The sequence below is a fragment of the Buttiauxella warmboldiae genome (genome assembly GCF_003818135.1).
GTDB lineage: Bacteria > Pseudomonadota > Gammaproteobacteria > Enterobacterales > Enterobacteriaceae > Buttiauxella > Buttiauxella warmboldiae.
Genome location: NZ_RPOH01000091.1, coordinates 1 through 19,061, shown reverse-complemented (window position 1 = coordinate 19,061; position 19,061 = coordinate 1). Strand labels below are relative to the sequence as shown.

Genomic DNA, 19,061 nt, shown 5'->3' with positions numbered 1-19,061 from the left:
GGGTTTATCTTGTCGGAGTGCCGAGTGCGTAAAGCACCGGCTGAGACCGTTAATTCGGGATCCGCGGAACCTGATCAGGCTAATACCTGCGAAGGGAACAAGAGTAATTCTGCTGTTGGGCTCATCCGTATGCGGGTGGACCTATCTTCATTACTCCTCCGTTGTTCTGACAAGCCACTTCCTGATAACCACTGGAATGAGCTATGTCTGATACTGAAAAAAAAACCAACCGCCGCGAGCAGCGCGCCGCCGCACAGCATTTTATCAATACGCTCGAAGGCACCGCTTTTCCCAACTCCCAACGTATTTATCTGACCGGTTCGCGTGCAGATATCCGTGTGCCAATGCGTGAAATCCAACTCAGCCCGACCGCAACCGGCGGGAGTAAAGAAAACCCTCAGCTCACCCCTAACGATGCGATTCCGGTATATGACACCTCAGGTCCGTATGGCGATCCGGCCATTGCTATCGACGTTCTGCGTGGGCTTTCCCCGCTGCGAGCCAGCTGGATTGCCGAACGTGATGACTGCGAAACATTAACGGACCGTAGCTCTGCGTATACCAAAGAGCGCCTTGCAGATGACGACCTGAACGCGCTGCGTTTTGCGACACAGCTGGCGCCAAAACGCGCCAAAGCCGGGAAATATGTCACCCAACTGCACTATGCGCGCCAGGGCATTGTGACGCCGGAAATGGAGTTTATCGCGATACGTGAAAACATGGGGCGCGAGAGGATCCGCGATGAAGTGTTGCGCCACCAGCATCCAGGACAGGGTTTTGGCGCTCGCCTGCCGGAAAATATCACGCCGGAATTTGTGCGTGACGAAGTAGCCGCTGGACGGGCAATTATCCCCGCCAACATCAACCACCCCGAATCTGAACCGATGATTATCGGGCGTAATTTCCTCGTCAAAGTGAACGCCAATATCGGTAACTCGGCGGTCACTTCATCCATTGAAGAAGAGGTGGAAAAACTGGTGTGGTCAACGCGCTGGGGGGCAGACACGGTAATGGATCTCTCCACAGGCCGCTACATCCACGAGACCCGTGAATGGATTTTGCGTAATAGCCCGGTCCCCATCGGAACCGTGCCAATTTACCAGGCGCTGGAAAAAGTGAACGGGATTGCGGAAGAGCTCAGCTGGGAGATATTCCGCGATACGCTGCTGGAGCAAGCTGAACAGGGGGTGGATTACTTCACCATTCATGCCGGCGTGCTGCTGCGCTACGTGCCGATGACCGCGAAGCGCCTCACCGGGATTGTTTCACGCGGCGGCTCGATTATGGCGAAATGGTGCCTGTCGCATCATCAGGAAAATTTCCTGTATCAACACTTCCGCGAAATCTGCGAAATCTGTGCGGCTTATGATGTCTCGCTCTCTTTAGGCGACGGCCTGCGCCCGGGTTCTATTCAGGATGCCAATGACGAGGCGCAGTTCTCCGAGCTGCATACGCTTGGCGAGCTGACGAAAATTGCCTGGGAGTATGACGTGCAGGTGATGATTGAAGGCCCGGGACATGTGCCAATGCAGATGATCCGCCGCAATATGACCGAAGAGTTAGAGCACTGCCACGAGGCCCCTTTCTATACGCTCGGCCCACTCACCACCGACATTGCGCCGGGCTACGACCATTTTACCTCCGGGATTGGGGCGGCGATGATCGGCTGGTTTGGCTGCGCGATGCTCTGTTATGTCACCCCTAAGGAACATCTCGGCCTGCCGAATAAAGAAGACGTTAAGCAGGGGCTGATTACCTATAAAATTGCGGCCCACGCAGCAGACCTTGCCAAAGGCCATCCCGGGGCGCAAATCCGTGATAACGCGATGTCGAAAGCCCGTTTCGAGTTCCGTTGGGAAGACCAGTTTAACCTCGCATTGGACCCGTTCACCGCACGGGCTTATCACGATGAAACGCTGCCGCAGGAGTCCGGCAAGGTCGCGCACTTCTGTTCAATGTGCGGGCCAAAATTCTGCTCGATGAAAATCTCTCAGGAAGTGCGCGATTTCGCCGCTAAACAAGCCATTGAAGCTGGACTGGAAGATATGTCGCAAACCTTCCGGGCAAAAGGCGGCGAAATTTATCTGCGTCAGGAGGAAGTGTGATGAGCAAAGCTGCATTTCCCGCCGTGCCGCAGCGGCTGGGTTTATACCCGGTGGTTGATAGCGTTGAATGGATTGAACGACTGCTGGGAGCTGGCGTGCGCACCATTCAATTGCGCATCAAAGACAAACTCGACGAAGAAGTTGAGGATGATATTGTTGCGGCGATCAAACTAGCCCAGCGCTACGAAGCACGGCTGTTTATTAACGATTACTGGCGGCTGGCAATAAAATATCGCGCTTACGGCGTGCATCTGGGCCAGGAAGATATGGATGTGGCCAATCTGGATGCCATTCGGGATGCCGGGCTGCGCCTCGGGCTTTCCACACATGACGTTATGGAAATGGAACGCGCGCGGGCTTTGCGCCCATCTTACATCGCCCTTGGCCATGTTTTCCCAACTAACACCAAACAGATGCCGTCCGCCCCGCAGGGGCTGGCGCAGCTGGCTGCCCACATCAAAAAGCTGGGCGATTACCCTACCGTCGCCATTGGCGGAATCAGTATCGATCGCGTGCCCGCCGTGCTCGCAACCGGTGTCGGGAGTGTTGCGGTAGTCAGTGCTATCACTCATGCCGCCGACTGGCAAGCTGCCACCGGGCAGCTGCTGGAAATGGTAGGAGCCGGCGATGAAGGATAGCGATTTCATGCGTTATAGCCGCCAGCTATTACTGGAAGATATTGCGCTCGAAGGGCAACTCAGGCTGCTCGCCAGCAAAGTGCTCATCGTCGGGCTTGGCGGGCTGGGTTCTCCGGCAGCGTTATACCTGGCAGCTGCGGGCGTGGGTACGTTAATTCTGGCTGACGACGATAACGTGCATATCAGCAACTTACAGCGCCAGATTCTTTTTACCTCCGCGGATATCGACCAGCCGAAATCGCGGGTCGCCCGGCGCCACCTCCAGCAGCTAAATCCTGATATTACGCTTCAGGTTATCGGTGAACGCCTGGCTGGCGAGACGCTCGCTCAGGCCGTACAAAGTGCCGATCTGGTGCTGGATTGCAGCGATAACATGGCGACACGCCAGGCGGTTAACGCCACCTGTGTTGCCCATAACAAACCGCTGATTTCCGCCAGTGCGGTGGGATTTGGCGGGCAACTGATGGTGTTAACACCGCCCTGGGAAAACGGCTGTTACCGCTGCGTGTGGCCTGATGAGCACGAGCCGGAACGCAACTGCCGCACCGCGGGCGTGGTCGGCCCGGTGGTTGGCGTGATGGGAACACTGCAGGCGCTTGAGGCGATAAAAATGCTCAGCGGAATGGTTCCGGCTACCGGTTCGTTACGCCTGTTTGATGCACGCCTTCACAGCTGGCGAACCCTGGCCATGCAGAAAGCGCCAGCATGTCCGGTGTGCGGAGGCCTGCATGAACATTCAGTTTAACGACGAGCCGCTAGCGTGTCCGGATAACCTGACGCTGGAAAAACTACTGCAACAATTGCATTTACTGAAGCCGGGTGTCGCTCTGGCAATCAATCAGGCCATTGTTCCCCGCGAGCAGTGGGCGACTTATTGGTTGAATGATGGCGACCAGATCCTGCTCTTTCAGGCCATAGCCGGGGGTTAACATGCTACAGATTGCTGATAAAACTTTTTCGTCACGTTTGTTCACCGGCACGGGGAAATTTGCCTCCCCACAGGTGATGGTCGAAGCGATTCGCGCTTCTGGTTCCCAGCTGGTGACAATGGCGATGAAGCGCGTCGACTTGCGTAATCATCATGATGCGCTTCTCGCGCCCTTGCGGGAAGCGGGTGTGCAGTTGCTGCCTAATACCTCGGGTGCCAAAACGGCAGAGGAAGCGATTTTTGCCGCGCAGCTGGCACGTGAAGCGCTCGGCACCCACTGGCTGAAACTGGAAATTCACCCGGACGCCCGCTACCTGTTACCGGACCCCATCGAAACCCTGAAGGCCGCCCAGAAACTGGTAAAAATGGGATTTGTGGTGCTGCCTTATTGCGGCGCCGATCCGGTTTTATGCAAACGGCTTGAAGAAGCAGGGTGCGCGGCCGTGATGCCGCTCGGTGCGCCTATCGGCTCCAGTCAAGGCTTACAGACCCGTGCGTTTTTAGACATTATTATCGATCAGGCCCGGGTGCCGGTAGTCATTGATGCAGGTATCGGGGCGCCGAGCCATGCTGCTGAAGCACTGGAAATAGGTGCTTCAGCGGTGCTGGTTAACACGGCCATTGCCGTGGCGCGCGATCCGGTGCAGATGGCTCATGCTTTCCGGCTGGCCGTTGAAGCGGGCGTCCTCGCGGCTCAGGCTGGTCTGGGGCCACGCCACCAGCAGGCGCAGGCATCCAGCCCGTTAACCCAGTTTCTGCAATTCAGCCAGGAGGGCGCGTGATGGCGCAAACCTTTACCGCCCGCTGGCACGAACTGGACTGGGATGACATTACGCTTCGCATCAACAGCAAAACAGCGCTTGACGTGGAGCGTGCGTTAAACGCCAGCAAAATCACGCGCGAGGATTTGATGGCCCTGCTCTCTCCCGCAGCCAGCCACTATCTTGAGCCTCTCGCACAGCAGGCACAGCGTTTAACGCGCCAGCGTTTTGGTAATACGGTGAGTTTTTACGTGCCGCTGTATCTCTCCAACCTCTGCGCTAACGACTGCACCTATTGCGGTTTTTCCATGAGCAACAAGCTCAAACGTAAAACGCTGGACGCGCAAGAGATTGCGCGAGAATGCGAGGCGATTCGCAAATTAGGCTTTGAGCATTTGCTGTTAGTCACCGGCGAACATCAGAGCAAGGTGGGGATGGATTATTTTCGCCAGCACCTTCCGGCGATTCGCCGCCGTTTCAGCTCGCTGCAGATGGAAGTGCAACCGCTGGATGAACATGAATACGCCGAGCTGAAAACGCTGGGGCTGGATGGGGTAATGGTTTACCAGGAAACCTACCATCAGGCGGTCTATGCGCAGCATCACCTGCGCGGAAACAAGCAGGATTTTTTCTGGCGCCTGGAAACGCCCGACAGGCTGGGCCGGGCGGGAATAGATAAAATCGGCCTGGGTGCGCTGACGGGCCTGTCTGATAGCTGGCGTAGCGACTGTTTTATGGTGGCAGAGCATCTGCTGTGGCTACAGCAAAACTACTGGCAAAGCCGCTATTCGATTTCATTTCCACGCCTACGCCCCTGTGCAGGCGGTGTAGAACCGGCATCGGTCATGACGGAAAGCCAGCTGGTGCAGGTGATTTGCGCGTTCCGTCTGTTCTCTCCGGACGTGGAGCTTTCCCTCTCTACGCGTGAGTCCCCCTGGTTTCGCGATCATATGATCCCCCTCGCTATCAATAACGTGAGTGCGTTTTCCAAAACTCAGCCGGGAGGCTATGCCGACAATCATCCTGAGCTTGAGCAGTTTGCCCCCCATGATGGGCGCACGCCTGCCGAGGTCGCAGCCGCGCTAACTCGCTCCGGCTTGCAGCCCGTATGGAAAGACTGGGATAGCTTTCTGGGAAGATCCGCACACTAGCGTTGCATGTTTGCATGGGGCTGAAAAAAGCATCCGAGGCATGCCAAAGAGTAGCGTCCTCATCCTTGCGGCGAGGGTTTGCGTAAAATATTGTCTCCCCCGTTGGGCGTCAGCCCGACCGGGGCGGCAATTTCCCCTTCTTATCACCGCCCCGCCTTTCCAGTATATGTAACCGGTTTCAGACCGTCGGAGTTTCTTTTGTGATAGCAGACACACAATCACCGCAAAGCGGTTGTTGTACTAAGGCGTCACGGATAATTATCTGGTATCCAACGGACACTGAGAGCAGATCTATGAAGAATATCGTTTTGTGTTGTGCAGCGGGTATGTCGACCAGCATTTTGGTCCAGCGCATGAAGGACGCCGCTCAGAAGAAAGGTATTGATGTCTCTATCAAGGCAGTGCCGGTTGCAGAATTCAAAGACAATATCGACACCGCTGATATTGTGCTGCTGGGTCCGCAGGTTAAATATGAACACGCCAGGTTACAGGCGCTTGCAGAGCCAATGGGTAAAACGGTAGCCGTCATCGACATGATGGATTACGGCATGATGAAAGGCGATGTCGTGCTGGATAAAGCGTTAAAAATAATGGAGTCATAAGACATGGAAGATTTAGAAACAATTATCATGGAATTGCTGGTCAATGCCGGTAGCGCACGCAGTCAGGCGCTGACGGCGCTGCAAATGGCGCGTAAAGGCGATTTCGCGGCCGCTCAGCAAGCGATGGAAGAATCACGTGAATTTGTGAAGCATGCCCACAAAATTCAGACTCAGCTGATCGGATTAGATGAAGGCACCGGCAAATTACCGGTTAATCTGATTACCGTGCACTCCCAGGACCACCTGATGAATGCAATGGTGATTCAGGATCTGGCCGAAGATATGATCGAACTGTACCGACGACTGCCATTAACTAACTGATTTTTCATTTCTTTCAGGTATAAAAAAACCGCTCTTTCGAGCGGTTTTTATTTTGGCGTCGCTAACGATTAATCGTTATCGCTTCCGCCCAGGTTACCTGCGTTCAGCAATTCTGCAAGGCTTGCAGTTGCATCTTCAGCGGTGACCTGAGGTACAACCGGCGTTTCACCCGCTGCACGACGGCGCATACGATCCTGGTGGTACGCATAACCGGTACCCGCTGGGATCAGACGACCGACGATAACGTTCTCTTTCAGGCCGCGCAGTTCGTCACGTTTACCCGCAACGGCTGCTTCGGTAAGCACACGAGTTGTCTCCTGGAACGATGCCGCGGAGATGAAGGACTCGGTTGCCAGAGAGGCTTTGGTGATACCCAGCAGATCGCGTGAGAAGGACACGTTGATCTTGCCGTTCGCTTCCAGTTCGCGGTTAGCGATCTTGACGCGAGAGTATTCAGCCTGCTCACCTTCGAGGAAGTCAGAACCACCAGCATTAACGATAGTCGCTTTACGCAACATCTGACGCACGATGACTTCGATGTGTTTATCGTTAATCTTAACGCCTTGCAGACGGTAAACGTCCTGCACTTCGTTGGTGATGTAACGAGTCACAGCATACACGCCACGCAGACGCAGAATGTCATGCGGAGATTCTGGACCATCGGAAACCACGTCGCCGCGTTCTACAACTTCGCCTTCGAACACGTTCAGCTGACGCCACTTAGGAATCATCTCTTCGTAAGCATCGCTGCCGTCGAGTGGAGAGATTACCAGGCGGCGTTTGCCTTTGGTTTCTTTACCGAAGGAGATGATCCCGCTGATTTCAGCAAGGATTGCAGGCTCTTTCGGACGACGCGCTTCGAACAGGTCAGCAACGCGTGGCAGACCACCGGTGATGTCTTTGGTACCACTGGATTCCTGAGGAATACGCGCCAGGGCGTCACCAGAGTGAATCTGAGTCCCATCTTCCAGCTGAACAATCGCTTTACCCGGCAGGAAGTACTGAGCTGGCATATCGGTACCAGGGATCAGAACGTCGTTGCCCTGAGCATCAACAATTTTCAGTGCTGGACGCAGATCTTTACCACCCGCGGTACGTTCTGCAGAATCCAGAACCACCAGAGATGACAGACCTGTCAGTTCGTCAGTTTGACGAGTAATGGTCTGGCCGTCGATCATGTCAGTAAAGCGGATGAAACCACTTACTTCAGAAACGACTGGCATGGTGTGCGGATCCCAGTTTGCTACGGTCTCGCCCGCTGCAATCTGCTCGCCATCACCTTTGCCCATTACCGCACCGTAAGGAACTTTATAGCTCTCTTTAGTACGACCGAACTCATCAATCAGTTTCAGTTCAGTGTTACGAGAAGTCACTACCAGTTTACCGGCAGAGTTCACCACCGACTTCGCGTTGCTGAGCTTGATGCTACCTTTGTTCTTAACCTGAATGCTGGATTCAGCAGCAGAACGAGATGCCGCACCACCGATGTGGAACGTACGCATCGTCAGCTGAGTACCTGGTTCACCGATGGACTGTGCCGCGATAACCCCGATAGCTTCACCTTTGTTGATGATGTGACCACGAGCCAGGTCACGACCATAGCAGTGCGCACAGACGCCGAAGTCAGTTTCACAACCCACAACGGAACGTACCTTCACGCTATCAACAGAGTTAGCTTCTAACAGGTCACACCATTGCTCATCAAGCAGGGTGTTACGGGTTACCAGGATGTCTGCAGTACCCGGCTTGATCACATCTTCAGCCGTAACACGGCCCAGAACGCGATCGCGCAGTGGTTCTTTAACGTCGCCGCCTTCGATAACCGGAGTCATCGTGATACCTTCGAGGGTGCCACAATCGTCTTCGGTAACTACCAGATCCTGTGCAACGTCAACCAGACGACGCGTCAGATAACCGGAGTTCGCAGTTTTCAGTGCGGTATCCGCCAGACCTTTACGCGCACCGTGCGTGGAGATGAAGTACTGGAGTACGTTCAGACCTTCACGGAAGTTCGCGGTGATTGGCGTTTCAATGATCGAGCCATCTGGCTTAGCCATCAGACCACGCATACCTGCCAGCTGACGAATCTGTGCCGCAGAACCACGAGCACCGGAGTCGGCCATCATGTAAATGCTGTTGAAGGAAACCTGCTGCTCTTCGACGCCGTCACGGTTAATAACGGATTCAGTTTGCAGGTTGTCCATCATCGCTTTAGAGACGCGATCGTTCGCCGCAGCCCAGATATCGATAACTTTGTTATAGCGTTCGCCGGCTGTGACCAGACCAGACTGGAACTGTTCCTGAATTTCAGCCACTTCCGCTTCCGCTTCAGAGATGATTTCAGTTTTCTTCGCAGGGATGACCATGTCATCGATACCAACGGAGACACCTGAACGCGCTGCATAAGCAAAGCCGGTGTACATCGTCTGGTCAGCAAAGATTACCGTAGGCTTCAGGCCCAGAATACGGTAACAGGTGTTCAGCATTTTGGAGATGGCTTTCTTACCCAACGCCTGGTTGACGATGGAGTAAGGCAGACCTTTCGGTACGATCATCCACAGAATCGCACGACCAACGGTGGTGTCGATTAAGCTGGTTTTCGCCACGAACTGTTCGTTAGCATCTTTTTCGTATTCAGTGATACGCACTTTGACACGCGCATGCAGAGAGGCCAGACCTGCGCGATAGATACGCTCAGCTTCTTTCGGGCCAGTCAGCACCATGCCTTCGCCTTTGGCGTTAACACAGTCACGGGTCATGTAGTACAGACCCAATACCACGTCCTGAGAAGGAACGATGATTGGCTCGCCGTTCGCTGGTGACAGGATGTTGTTGGTAGACATCATCAGCGCACGCGCTTCCAGCTGAGCTTCAAGCGTCAGCGGAACGTGTACTGCCATCTGGTCACCATCGAAGTCGGCGTTATAGGCCGCACAGACCAGCGGGTGCAGCTGGATAGCTTTACCTTCGATCAGTACCGGCTCAAATGCCTGGATACCCAAACGGTGCAGGGTTGGTGCACGGTTCAGCAGTACCGGGTGTTCGCGGATAACTTCGTCCAGGATATCCCAAACGACGGCTTCTTCGCGCTCAACCATTTTCTTCGCAGCTTTAATGGTGGTAGCAAGACCACGCAGTTCCAGCTTGCCGTAGATGAACGGTTTGAACAGCTCCAGCGCCATTTTCTTCGGCAGACCGCACTGATGCAGACGCAGGTATGGACCTACGGTGATAACAGAACGACCGGAGTAGTCAACGCGTTTACCCAACAGGTTCTGACGGAAACGACCCTGCTTACCTTTGATCATATCGGCCAAAGATTTCAGAGGACGCTTGTTAGAACCGGTGATCGCACGACCGCGACGGCCGTTATCCAGCAGGGCATCAACCGCTTCCTGCAGCATACGTTTTTCGTTACGTACGATGATGTCAGGCGCAGCCAGATCCAGCAGGCGTTTCAAACGGTTGTTACGGTTGATCACGCGACGATACAGATCGTTCAGATCCGACGTTGCGAAACGACCGCCGTCCAGCGGAACTAATGGACGCAGATCTGGCGGCAGAACCGGCAGAACTGTCAGGATCATCCACTCTGGTTTGTTACCAGACTGAACGAACGCTTCCAGCAGTTTGATACGCTTGGTCAGCTTTTTGCGTTTGGTTTCGGAGTTGGTTTCGTTCAGCTCTTCGCGCAGAGTTTCACACTCTTGCTCCAGATCCATGTTTTTCAACAGGGCCTGAATAGCTTCCGCACCCATCTTCGCATCGAATTCGTCACCGAACTCTTCCAGCGCGTCCAGATACTGCTCTTCAGTCAGGATCTGACGACGCTCGAGGTTGGTCATCCCGCCTTCGATTACCACATAAGATTCGAAGTAAAGTACACGTTCGATATCACGCAGTGGCATATCCAGCAGCAAGCCGATACGAGACGGCAGCGACTTCAGGAACCAAATGTGTGCCGTTGGGGAAGCCAGTTCAATGTGACCCATGCGCTCACGGCGCACTTTAGTTTGGGTAACTTCAACGCCGCACTTCTCACAAATAACGCCACGGTGTTTCAGGCGCTTGTACTTACCGCACAGGCACTCATAGTCTTTTACTGGCCCAAAAATACGAGCGCAGAACAGACCGTCACGTTCTGGTTTGAACGTACGATAGTTAATGGTTTCCGGCTTTTTAACTTCGCCGAACGACCAGGAACGGATCATGTCTGGCGATGCCAGAGCAATTTTGATCGCATCAAACTCTTCGGTCTTAGTTTGCGCTTTCAGAAACTTAAGTAAGTCTTTCACGGATTAGCTCCCGTCGGAGTGAGACTTCTCAGAGACGTCCGGTGTGACCCGGACATCCTGTAACCAGTACAGCAAATGCGAGTAATTACTCGTCTTCCAGCTCGATGTTGATACCCAGCGAACGGATCTCTTTCAACAGTACGTTGAAGGATTCCGGCATGCCTGGTTCCATCTGATGGTTACCGTCCACGATGTTTTTATACATCTTGGTACGGCCATTAACATCATCAGACTTAACCGTCAGCATTTCCTGCAGGGTATAAGCAGCACCGTATGCTTCCAGTGCCCACACTTCCATCTCACCGAAGCGCTGGCCACCGAACTGAGCTTTACCACCCAACGGCTGCTGAGTAACAAGGCTGTAAGAACCGGTAGAACGCGCGTGCATTTTGTCATCAACCAGGTGGTTCAGTTTCAGCATGTACATGTAACCTACGGTTACTGGACGCTCAAACTGCTCACCGCTACGGCCGTCAAACAGTGTGATCTGACCGGAAGTCGGCAGGCCACCCAGTTGCAACAGCTCTTTGATTTCCGACTCTTTTGCACCGTCGAATACCGGAGTAGCAATCGGCATACCTTTTTTCAGGTTCTCAGCCAGACGCAGAACTTCATCATCGGTGAAGGTGTTCAGGTCTACTTTCTGACGAACGTCTGAACCCAGGTCATACGCTTTCTGGATAAATTCGCGCAGTCTGGACACTTCTTCCTGCTTTTTCAGCATGGCGTTGATTTTCTCGCCGATGCCTTTCGCAGCCATGCCCAGGTGGGTTTCCAGAATCTGACCGATGTTCATACGCGATGGTACGCCCAGCGGGTTCAGTACGATGTCTACCGGCGTGCCGTTTTCATCGTAAGGCATATCTTCGATCGGGTTGATCTTGGAGATAACACCTTTGTTCCCGTGACGACCTGCCATCTTGTCACCCGGCTGGATCTGACGTTTAACGGCCAGATACACTTTAACGATTTTCAGCACGCCAGGTGCCAGGTCATCGCCCTGAGTGATTTTGCGGCGCTTAGCTTCAAGTTTCTTCTCAAACTCGTGCTTCAGCTCGTCGTACTGCTCTGCCAGCTGTTCCAGCTGGTTTTGCTTCTCTTCGTCAGTCAGACCCAGTTCCAGCCAGCGATCGCGTGGCAGTTTGTCGAGCTTCTCAGCTTCAACGCCGCCAGCAACCAGCACCGCATGGATACGAGCAAACAGGCCAGCTTCAAAGATCTGCAGTTCTTCAGTCAGGTCTTTCTTCGCCTGCTTCAGCTGCATCTCTTCGATTTCCAGCGCGCGCTTGTCTTTTTCCACGCCATCGCGGGTAAAGACCTGCACATCGATAACGGTACCGGAAACGCCGTTTGGTACGCGCAGAGAAGAGTCTTTAACGTCAGACGCTTTCTCACCGAAGATGGCACGCAGCAGCTTCTCTTCTGGCGTCAGCTGGGTTTCGCCTTTAGGCGTGACCTTACCAACCAGAATGTCGCCACCGGTCACTTCAGCACCGATATAAACGATACCGGATTCATCCAGTTTGGAGAGAGCAGCTTCACCCACGTTAGGGATGTCAGCAGTGATCTCTTCTGGCCCAAGCTTAGTGTCACGAGACACACATGCCAGTTCCTGGATGTGAATAGTTGTGAAACGATCTTCCTGAACAACACGCTCGGATACGAGGATGGAGTCTTCGAAGTTGTAACCGTTCCACGGCATGAACGCTACGCGCATGTTCTGGCCAAGAGCCAGTTCACCGAGGTCAGTAGACGGACCGTCTGCCAACACGTCGCCACGTTCAACTGGCTCACCCAGAGAGACACAAGGCATCTGGTTGATACAGGTATTCTGGTTAGAACGGGTGTATTTGGTCAGGTTGTAGATGTCGATGCCTGCTTCACCAGCCAGCATTTCGTCTTCGTTAACTTTGATAACGATACGAGAAGCATCCACGTACTGAACAGTACCACCACGTTTAGCAACTGCAGTAACACCGGAATCAACGGCAACAGCACGTTCCATACCAGTACCAACCAGCGGCTTATCAGCACGCAGAGTTGGAACGGCCTGACGTTGCATGTTCGCACCCATCAATGCACGGTTGGCGTCATCGTGTTCCAGGAACGGGATCAGGGACGCACCGACGGAAACCACCTGCTGGGTGGAAACGTCCATGTAGTCAACCTGGTCGTTGCTGAACAAGCTTGATTCGCCTTTGCTACGGCAAGTTACGAGGTCGTCTACGAAACGGCCTTCTTCGTCCAGGTTGGTGTTCGCCTGAGCGATAACGTAGTTACCTTCTTCAATTGCAGAAAGGTAATGAATCTCGTCAGTCACAACACCGTCAACAACGCGACGATACGGAGTTTCTAAGAAGCCGTATTCGTTAGTCTGTGCATAAACAGACAGGGAGTTGATCAGACCGATGTTCGGACCTTCAGGGGTTTCGATTGGACATACACGACCGTAGTGGGTTGGGTGTACGTCACGGACTTCGAAGCCTGCACGCTCACGGGTCAAACCACCCGGGCCGAGTGCGGAGATACGACGTTTGTGCGTAATCTCAGACAACGGGTTGTTCTGGTCCATGAACTGAGACAGCTGGCTGGAACCGAAGAACTCTTTAACCGCAGCAGAGATAGGCTTAGCGTTGATCATATCCTGAGGCATCAGGGTATCGAGATCGCCCAGAGACAGACGCTCTTTCACCGCACGCTCTACACGTACCAGGCCAACGCGGAATTGGTTTTCCGCCATTTCGCCTACGGAACGGATACGACGGTTGCCGAGGTGGTCGATATCATCCACTTCGCCCTGGCCGTTACGAATACCGATAAGCTTACGCATTACCTGGATGATGTCGTCTTTGCTCAGGATACCTGAACCTTCGATCTCATCACGCAGCAGGGAACGGTTGAACTTCATACGACCAACCGCAGACAGGTCATAACGGTCTTCGGAGAAGAACAGGTTCTCGAACAGGTTTTCAGCCGCTTCGCGAGTTGGTGGCTCGCCAGGACGCATCATGCGATAGATTTCAACCAGCGCGCTTAAGCGATCGTTGGTTGGGTCGACACGGATGGTCTCAGAAATGTATGCGCCGTGATCCAGGTCGTTGGTAAACAGCGTTTCGATACGCTTATGACCACACTGGCTCAGCTTAGCTAACAGATCCAAAGACAGTTCCATGTTCGCCGGGCAAATAAGTTCGCCAGTCGATGCATCAACGTAGTCTTTAGCCGCGACTTTGCCAGCAATGTATTCAACCGGAACTTCGATAAGCTTAATATCGTCTTTTTCCAGCTGACGAATATGGCGCGCGGTAATACGGCGGCCTTTTTCGACATAAATCTTGCCGTCAGCTTCGATGTCAAATGATGCGGTTTCGCCACGCAGGCGCTCCGGAATCAATTCCATCTGCAGCTTGTTGTCACGGATTTCAAAATTAACTTTTTCAAAGAACAGATCGAGGATCTGCTCAGTGGTGTACTGCAATGCGCGCAGAATGATGGTCGCAGGGAGTTTACGGCGACGGTCGATACGCACGAACAGGTTGTCTTTCGGGTCGAATTCGAAATCCAGCCAGGAACCACGGTAAGGGATGATACGTGCGTTATACAGCACCTTCCCTGAAGAGTGGGTTTTACCTTTGTCACTATCAAAGAACACGCCTGGGCTACGGTGCAGCTGAGAAACGATAACGCGCTCAGTACCGTTAATAACGAAGGTGCCGTTATCCGTCATGAGTGGAATTTCACCCATGTAGACTTCTTGTTCTTTAATATCTTTAACGGTGCCTTCCGGCGCTTCACGCTCGTAGATCACCAGACGCAGTTTAACGCGCAGGGGAGCGGAATAGGTCACGCCGCGGATCTGACATTCTTTAACGTCAAATACCGGCTCACCCAGACGATAGCTCACGTATTGCAGCTCAGAGTTACCGCTGTAGCTGGCAATAGGGAACACGGAACGGAAAGCCGCTTCCAGACCGTACTGACCTTCAGGATCTTGCTCGATGAACTTCTGGAACGAGTCAAGCTGGATAGAAAGGAGATAAGGAATGTCCAAAACTTGTGGACGCTTTCCAAAATCCTTACGAATACGTTTTTTCTCGGTATAGGAGTAAACCATAGGGTTCCTCAGCTCGCTGACAAGTCGACCCATCTGCCCGACAAGGGGACAGTTTGTGCAACACTATTTTGTGGACCGGAAAGTGGAACACTTTCCGCAATACCTGTTTCTATCACTCTTAAACCATTTCGCCACGCTTTACCCCGGAACTCCCGGCGTAGAAAGTCGTAGTATATTAAGGCGTAGATAGAGACAAACATTGAAAGGAGACCAGCAGTCAAACAGTGTGAAACGCTACTGGTACCCTACAGCGCAAAAAGGCTGGTGACTAAAAAGTCACCAGCCATCAGCCTAATTTCTCAGGCTGCAACCGGAAGGGTTGGCTTATTTAACTTCAACTTCAGCGCCAGCTTCTTCCAGAGATTTTTTCAGAGCTTCTGCGTCATCTTTGCTCACGCCTTCTTTCAGCGCAGCTGGAGCGGATTCAACCAGGTCTTTAGCTTCTTTCAAGCCCAGACCAGTTGCGCTACGTACTGCTTTGATGACGGCAACTTTGTTAGCGCCAGCAGCTTTCAGAATAACGTCGAACTCAGTTTTTTCTTCAGCAGCTTCAGCTGGGCCTGCAGCAACAGCTACAGCGGCAGCAGCAGAAACGCCGAATTTTTCTTCCATTGCAGAAATCAGTTCAACAACATCCATTACAGACATAGCTGCAACTGCTTCAATGATTTGATCTTTAGTGATAGACATAACAATTGTTCCTGAAAATCAGAATAAGTTTATACGTAAGCAAATGCGTGAGAAAGAAAAGTGCTATTAAGCCGCTTCTTTCTGATCGCGTACAGCAGCCAGAGTGCGAACCAGTTTGCCTGCAGAGGCTTCTTTCATGGTTGCCATCAGGCGTGCGATTGCTTCTTCGTAAGTTGGCAGAGTTGCCAGGCGATCGATCTGGGCCGCCGGGATCAGCTCACCTTCAAAGGCTGCAGCTTTAACCTCAAATTTTGCATTCGCTTTAGCGAAATCTTTGAACAGACGAGCAGCAGCGCCCGGGTGTTCCATAGAATATGCAATCAAGGTTGGACCAACAAACGTGTCTTTCAGGCACTCAAACTGAGTCCCTTCAACAACGCGGCGCAGCAGGGTGTTACGAACAACACGCATGTAAACGCCAGCTTCACGACCTGCTTTACGCAGTTCAGTCATTTTATCTACGGTAACGCCACGGGAATCCGCAACAACCGCAGACAGCGCACCTTTGGCTACTTCGCTGACTTCAGCAACAATCGCTTGTTTGTCTTGAAGATTTAAAGCCATTAGCTTTGCTCCTGGATATTAGCCGGGGTTATCCCCCGGAACTCACTTCATTCATCACCAAAACGATGATGAACGTCGACATACGGTGAGCAGAAACAAGCCAAAGACTATCAAAATATTCTTCAGGTTCTGTCACCGTCTACGCAGGAAATTAAGTTTCTTGCGAAACTCCTGCGGTCTTGGACGGAGGCCTGGATAAGGCCAGGCTCCAACCGAAAATTCTGTGTGCCTCGCAAGCAAGGCAACGGGCGTAAGATTTTAGACTAATCGAACGCCCGCGTAAAGCAGTGAATCTTAGTTCACTACTGCGCTCAGACCAGACTGGTCGATCGCAACACCTGCACCCATAGTGGTAGACAGGCTAACTTTCTTAATGAAAACGCCTTTCGCCTGAGATGGTTTCGCTTTTTTCAGCGCAACCAGCAGAGCTTCCAGGTTTTCTTTCAGTTTGTCAGTGTCAAAATCCACTTTACCGATGGTGGTGTGAATGATGCCGTTTTTGTCGTTACGGTAACGAACCTGACCCGCTTTAGCGTTCTTAACCGCTTCGGCAACGTTAGGCGTTACGGTACCCACTTTCGGGTTAGGCATCAGGCCACGTGGACCCAGAACCTGGCCCAGTTGGCCAACAACGCGCATTGCATCTGGAGATGCGATAACCACGTCGAAGTTCATTTCGCCTTTTTTGATCTGGTCAGCCAGATCTTCCATACCTACCAGCTCAGCGCCAGCAGCTTTAGCTGCTTCAGCGTTAGGGCCTTGGGCAAATACGGCTACGCGAACTGAACGGCCAGTACCGTGCGGCAGTACAGTTGCACCACGAACGTTCTGGTCAGATTTACGCGCGTCGATGCCGAGGTTTACAGCAACGTCAACGCTTTCTACGAATTTCGCAGTGGCCAGCTCTTTGAGCAGAGCAACGGCTTCGTTGATGTCATACTGTTTAGTTGCATCAACTTTGTCACGGATCACGCGCATGCGCTTGGTCAGTTTAGCCATTTCTTAATCCTCCACTACCAGGCCCATGGAACGAGCAGTACCTTCGATGGAGCGAGTCATCGCTTCAACGTCAGAACCAGTCATGTCCGCAGCTTTGGTTTCTGCGATTTCACGCACCTGAGCACGGGTTACTTTACCCACTTTGTCTTTGTTCGGCTTACCGGAACCAGACTTGATACCCGCAGCTTTCTTCAACAGAACAGCAGCCGGTGGAGTTTTAGTAACGAAAGTGAAAGAACGGTCAGCGTAAACGGTAATAACAACCGGAGTTGGCAGACCTTTCTCCAGGGATTCAGTTTTGGCGTTAAACGCTTTACAGAATTCCATGATGTTCACACCTTGCTGACCCAGAGCTGGACCAACTGGTGGACTTGGGTTCGCCATACCAGCTGCAACCTGCAGCTTGACGTAGGCTTGTACTTTCTTAGCCATCTTAATTTCCTCTAGTGGGTTATAACGCCTTCCACAATGAAGGCTCCCCGTGAATAAATCGTTTTACGCGTACCAGACCCGTAAAAACAAAAGGCGCGAAATTGTAGTTCAATCTCGCGCCTTGTGCAACGAATAATCGCTGCTTTTACAACCTGATTATCAGGCTTTCTCTACCTGAGCAAAATCAAGCTCAACCGGCGTAGCACGACCGAAGATAGATACAGAAACCTTCAGGCGGCTCTTTTCGTAATCGACTTCTTCAACTACGCCGTTAAAGTCGGCAAACGGGCCATCGCTGACGCGTACCATCTCGCCTGGCTCAAACAGCGTTTTCGGACGCGGCTTATCACCCACCTGCTGCAGGCGGTTCATAATCGCATCAACTTCTTTATCGCTGATTGGCGCCGGACGGTCAGAAGTCCCGCCAATGAATCCCATTACGCGTGGAACGCTACGCACTAAGTGCCAGCTTGCGTCATTCATAACCATCTGGACCAGAACATAGCCCGGGAAGAATTTACGTTCGCTTTTGCGACGTTGGCCGCCACGGATTTCGACCACTTCTTCGGTCGGAACCATGACTTCACCAAACAACTCTTCCATGTTGTGCAATTTGATATGCTCACGCAGCGATGTTGCTACGCGGCCTTCAAAACCGGAAAACGCCTGAACGACGTACCAGCGCATTTTAGGGGCTTCAGACATCTCAGAACCTCAGGCCAGTAATAAAAGAAACCAGGCGGACGAGAATACCATCCAGCCCCCACAAAATCAGTGACATTACGGCCGTAACTGCCGCCACGATTAAGGTGGTGTGTAAAGTCTCCTGGCGAGTTGGCCAAATCACTTTACGAACTTCGGTTCTCGCTTCGCGGGCGAAAGCGACAGTCGCTTTGCCTTTGGTCGTAAACAGCGCGACACCACCCGCTGCAGCAATCAGCACAACCACGGCCAGGGCACGCAGAGGCACAGAGACATCACGATAAATGTAGTTGCCCACGATAGCCACAATCAGCAGAGCAGCAACTGCCAGCCATTTCATCGCTTCCAGGCCGCGCCCGCTTCCTTGAGCTTCGGTATTCGCACTCATAAACCAACCCGTCACAATAAATTCAGACAAACATTTTTGCCCCGCATATGCGAGGCAAAACCAAACCGAATGGCTATTTTTCAGGCACTATTCGGTATAACGCCTTCTTCAGAGCCTGTCTCAGCAATGATTATGAATAAAAAATCACTGATGAGCCAGGTTCTGGGCAGAGAGCGTACAAAAAGGGCATCAAATGATGCCCTTTTCTTGCGTGTTGCGTCAAATGTTATCAGTAATTAAGCGATAACTTTAGCAACAACACCCGCGCCTACAGTACGGCCGCCTTCACGGATTGCGAAACGCAGACCGTCGTCCATTGCGATTGGGTGGATCAGGGTAACAACCATTTGAATGTTGTCACCAGGCATGAC

The 19,061-nt window shown here is 52.7% G+C and carries 17 protein-coding genes and 1 riboswitch; of the genes, 8 read left to right on the top strand and 9 right to left on the bottom strand.

Features of this window, described 5'->3' with window-relative positions; translation table 11 throughout:
• Positions 1 to 3 precede the first annotated feature (3 nt).
• Positions 4 to 114, top strand: a riboswitch (TPP riboswitch).
• Between the two features lie 89 nt (positions 115 to 203).
• From thiC to EHN07_RS18520, 8 genes are all read left to right on the top strand, one after another.
• The gene (gene thiC / locus EHN07_RS18555; protein WP_124025490.1) at positions 204 to 2,105 is read left to right on the top strand and encodes a phosphomethylpyrimidine synthase ThiC; all 1,902 of its coding nucleotides are present in this window, start codon (positions 204 to 206) and stop codon (positions 2,103 to 2,105) included.
• Positions 2,105 to 2,743, top strand: coding sequence for a thiamine phosphate synthase (gene thiE, locus EHN07_RS18550; protein WP_124025500.1), 639 nt, complete (start codon positions 2,105 to 2,107; stop codon positions 2,741 to 2,743). Before thiC ends, thiE begins: the two co-directional genes overlap by 1 nt.
• A complete protein-coding gene (locus tag EHN07_RS18545) occupies positions 2,733 to 3,488 on the top strand; it encodes a HesA/MoeB/ThiF family protein (protein WP_124025489.1) in 756 nt (251 codons plus the stop codon). Before thiE ends, EHN07_RS18545 begins: the two co-directional genes overlap by 11 nt.
• Positions 3,472 to 3,672 carry a sulfur carrier protein ThiS gene (thiS, locus tag EHN07_RS18540; protein ID WP_124025488.1) on the top strand — a complete coding sequence of 67 codons (201 nt, stop codon included), beginning with the start codon at positions 3,472 to 3,474 and terminating at the stop codon, positions 3,670 to 3,672. Before EHN07_RS18545 ends, thiS begins: the two co-directional genes overlap by 17 nt.
• A gap of 1 nt (position 3,673) precedes the next feature.
• A complete protein-coding gene (gene thiG, locus EHN07_RS18535) occupies positions 3,674 to 4,453 on the top strand; it encodes a thiazole synthase (RefSeq protein WP_124025487.1) in 780 nt (259 codons plus the stop codon).
• Positions 4,453 to 5,583 carry a 2-iminoacetate synthase ThiH gene (thiH, locus tag EHN07_RS18530; protein WP_124025499.1) on the top strand — a complete coding sequence of 377 codons (1,131 nt, stop codon included), beginning with the start codon at positions 4,453 to 4,455 and terminating at the stop codon, positions 5,581 to 5,583. Before thiG ends, thiH begins: the two co-directional genes overlap by 1 nt.
• Before the next feature lie 293 nt (positions 5,584 to 5,876).
• The gene (locus EHN07_RS18525; RefSeq protein WP_124025486.1) at positions 5,877 to 6,185 is read left to right on the top strand and encodes a PTS sugar transporter subunit IIB; all 309 of its coding nucleotides are present in this window, start codon (positions 5,877 to 5,879) and stop codon (positions 6,183 to 6,185) included.
• Positions 6,186 to 6,188: 3 nt separating this feature from the next.
• Positions 6,189 to 6,506 carry a PTS lactose/cellobiose transporter subunit IIA gene (locus tag EHN07_RS18520; protein ID WP_124025485.1) on the top strand — a complete coding sequence of 106 codons (318 nt, stop codon included), beginning with the start codon at positions 6,189 to 6,191 and terminating at the stop codon, positions 6,504 to 6,506.
• 68 nt (positions 6,507 to 6,574) lie between these two features.
• On the opposite strand, the gene rpoC is transcribed toward EHN07_RS18520, so the two are convergent.
• The 9 genes from rpoC to EHN07_RS18475 all read right to left on the bottom strand — a co-directional run.
• On the bottom strand, positions 6,575 to 10,801 hold the full coding sequence (rpoC, locus tag EHN07_RS18515; protein WP_124025484.1) for a DNA-directed RNA polymerase subunit beta': 4,227 nt from the start codon (positions 10,799 to 10,801) through the stop codon (positions 6,575 to 6,577).
• Positions 10,802 to 10,886: 85 nt separating this feature from the next.
• The gene (rpoB, locus tag EHN07_RS18510; RefSeq protein ID WP_124025483.1) at positions 10,887 to 14,915 is read right to left on the bottom strand and encodes a DNA-directed RNA polymerase subunit beta; all 4,029 of its coding nucleotides are present in this window, start codon (positions 14,913 to 14,915) and stop codon (positions 10,887 to 10,889) included.
• A gap of 324 nt (positions 14,916 to 15,239) precedes the next feature.
• Positions 15,240 to 15,605 carry a 50S ribosomal protein L7/L12 gene (rplL, locus tag EHN07_RS18505; RefSeq protein WP_095280280.1) on the bottom strand — a complete coding sequence of 122 codons (366 nt, stop codon included), beginning with the start codon at positions 15,603 to 15,605 and terminating at the stop codon, positions 15,240 to 15,242.
• A gap of 66 nt (positions 15,606 to 15,671) precedes the next feature.
• Complete coding sequence (gene rplJ / locus EHN07_RS18500; protein WP_124025482.1) at positions 15,672 to 16,169, bottom strand: 50S ribosomal protein L10; 498 nt, start codon at positions 16,167 to 16,169, stop codon at positions 15,672 to 15,674.
• A 294-nt stretch (positions 16,170 to 16,463) separates the two neighbouring features.
• Positions 16,464 to 17,168 carry a 50S ribosomal protein L1 gene (gene rplA, locus EHN07_RS18495; protein ID WP_064541398.1) on the bottom strand — a complete coding sequence of 235 codons (705 nt, stop codon included), beginning with the start codon at positions 17,166 to 17,168 and terminating at the stop codon, positions 16,464 to 16,466.
• 3 nt (positions 17,169 to 17,171) lie between these two features.
• Positions 17,172 to 17,600: a 50S ribosomal protein L11 gene (rplK, locus tag EHN07_RS18490; protein ID WP_124025481.1), complete on the bottom strand. Its 429-nt coding sequence runs from the start codon at positions 17,598 to 17,600 to the stop codon at positions 17,172 to 17,174.
• Positions 17,601 to 17,759: 159 nt separating this feature from the next.
• Positions 17,760 to 18,305 carry a transcription termination/antitermination protein NusG gene (gene nusG / locus EHN07_RS18485; RefSeq protein ID WP_034461806.1) on the bottom strand — a complete coding sequence of 182 codons (546 nt, stop codon included), beginning with the start codon at positions 18,303 to 18,305 and terminating at the stop codon, positions 17,760 to 17,762.
• A 1-nt stretch (position 18,306) separates the two neighbouring features.
• A complete protein-coding gene (secE, locus tag EHN07_RS18480; RefSeq protein WP_124025498.1) occupies positions 18,307 to 18,690 on the bottom strand; it encodes a preprotein translocase subunit SecE in 384 nt (127 codons plus the stop codon).
• Positions 18,691 to 18,926: 236 nt separating this feature from the next.
• Positions 18,927 to 19,061: EF-Tu C-terminal domain-related protein (locus EHN07_RS18475; RefSeq protein WP_482764107.1), on the bottom strand; the 135-nt coding region annotated here is incomplete at its 5' end.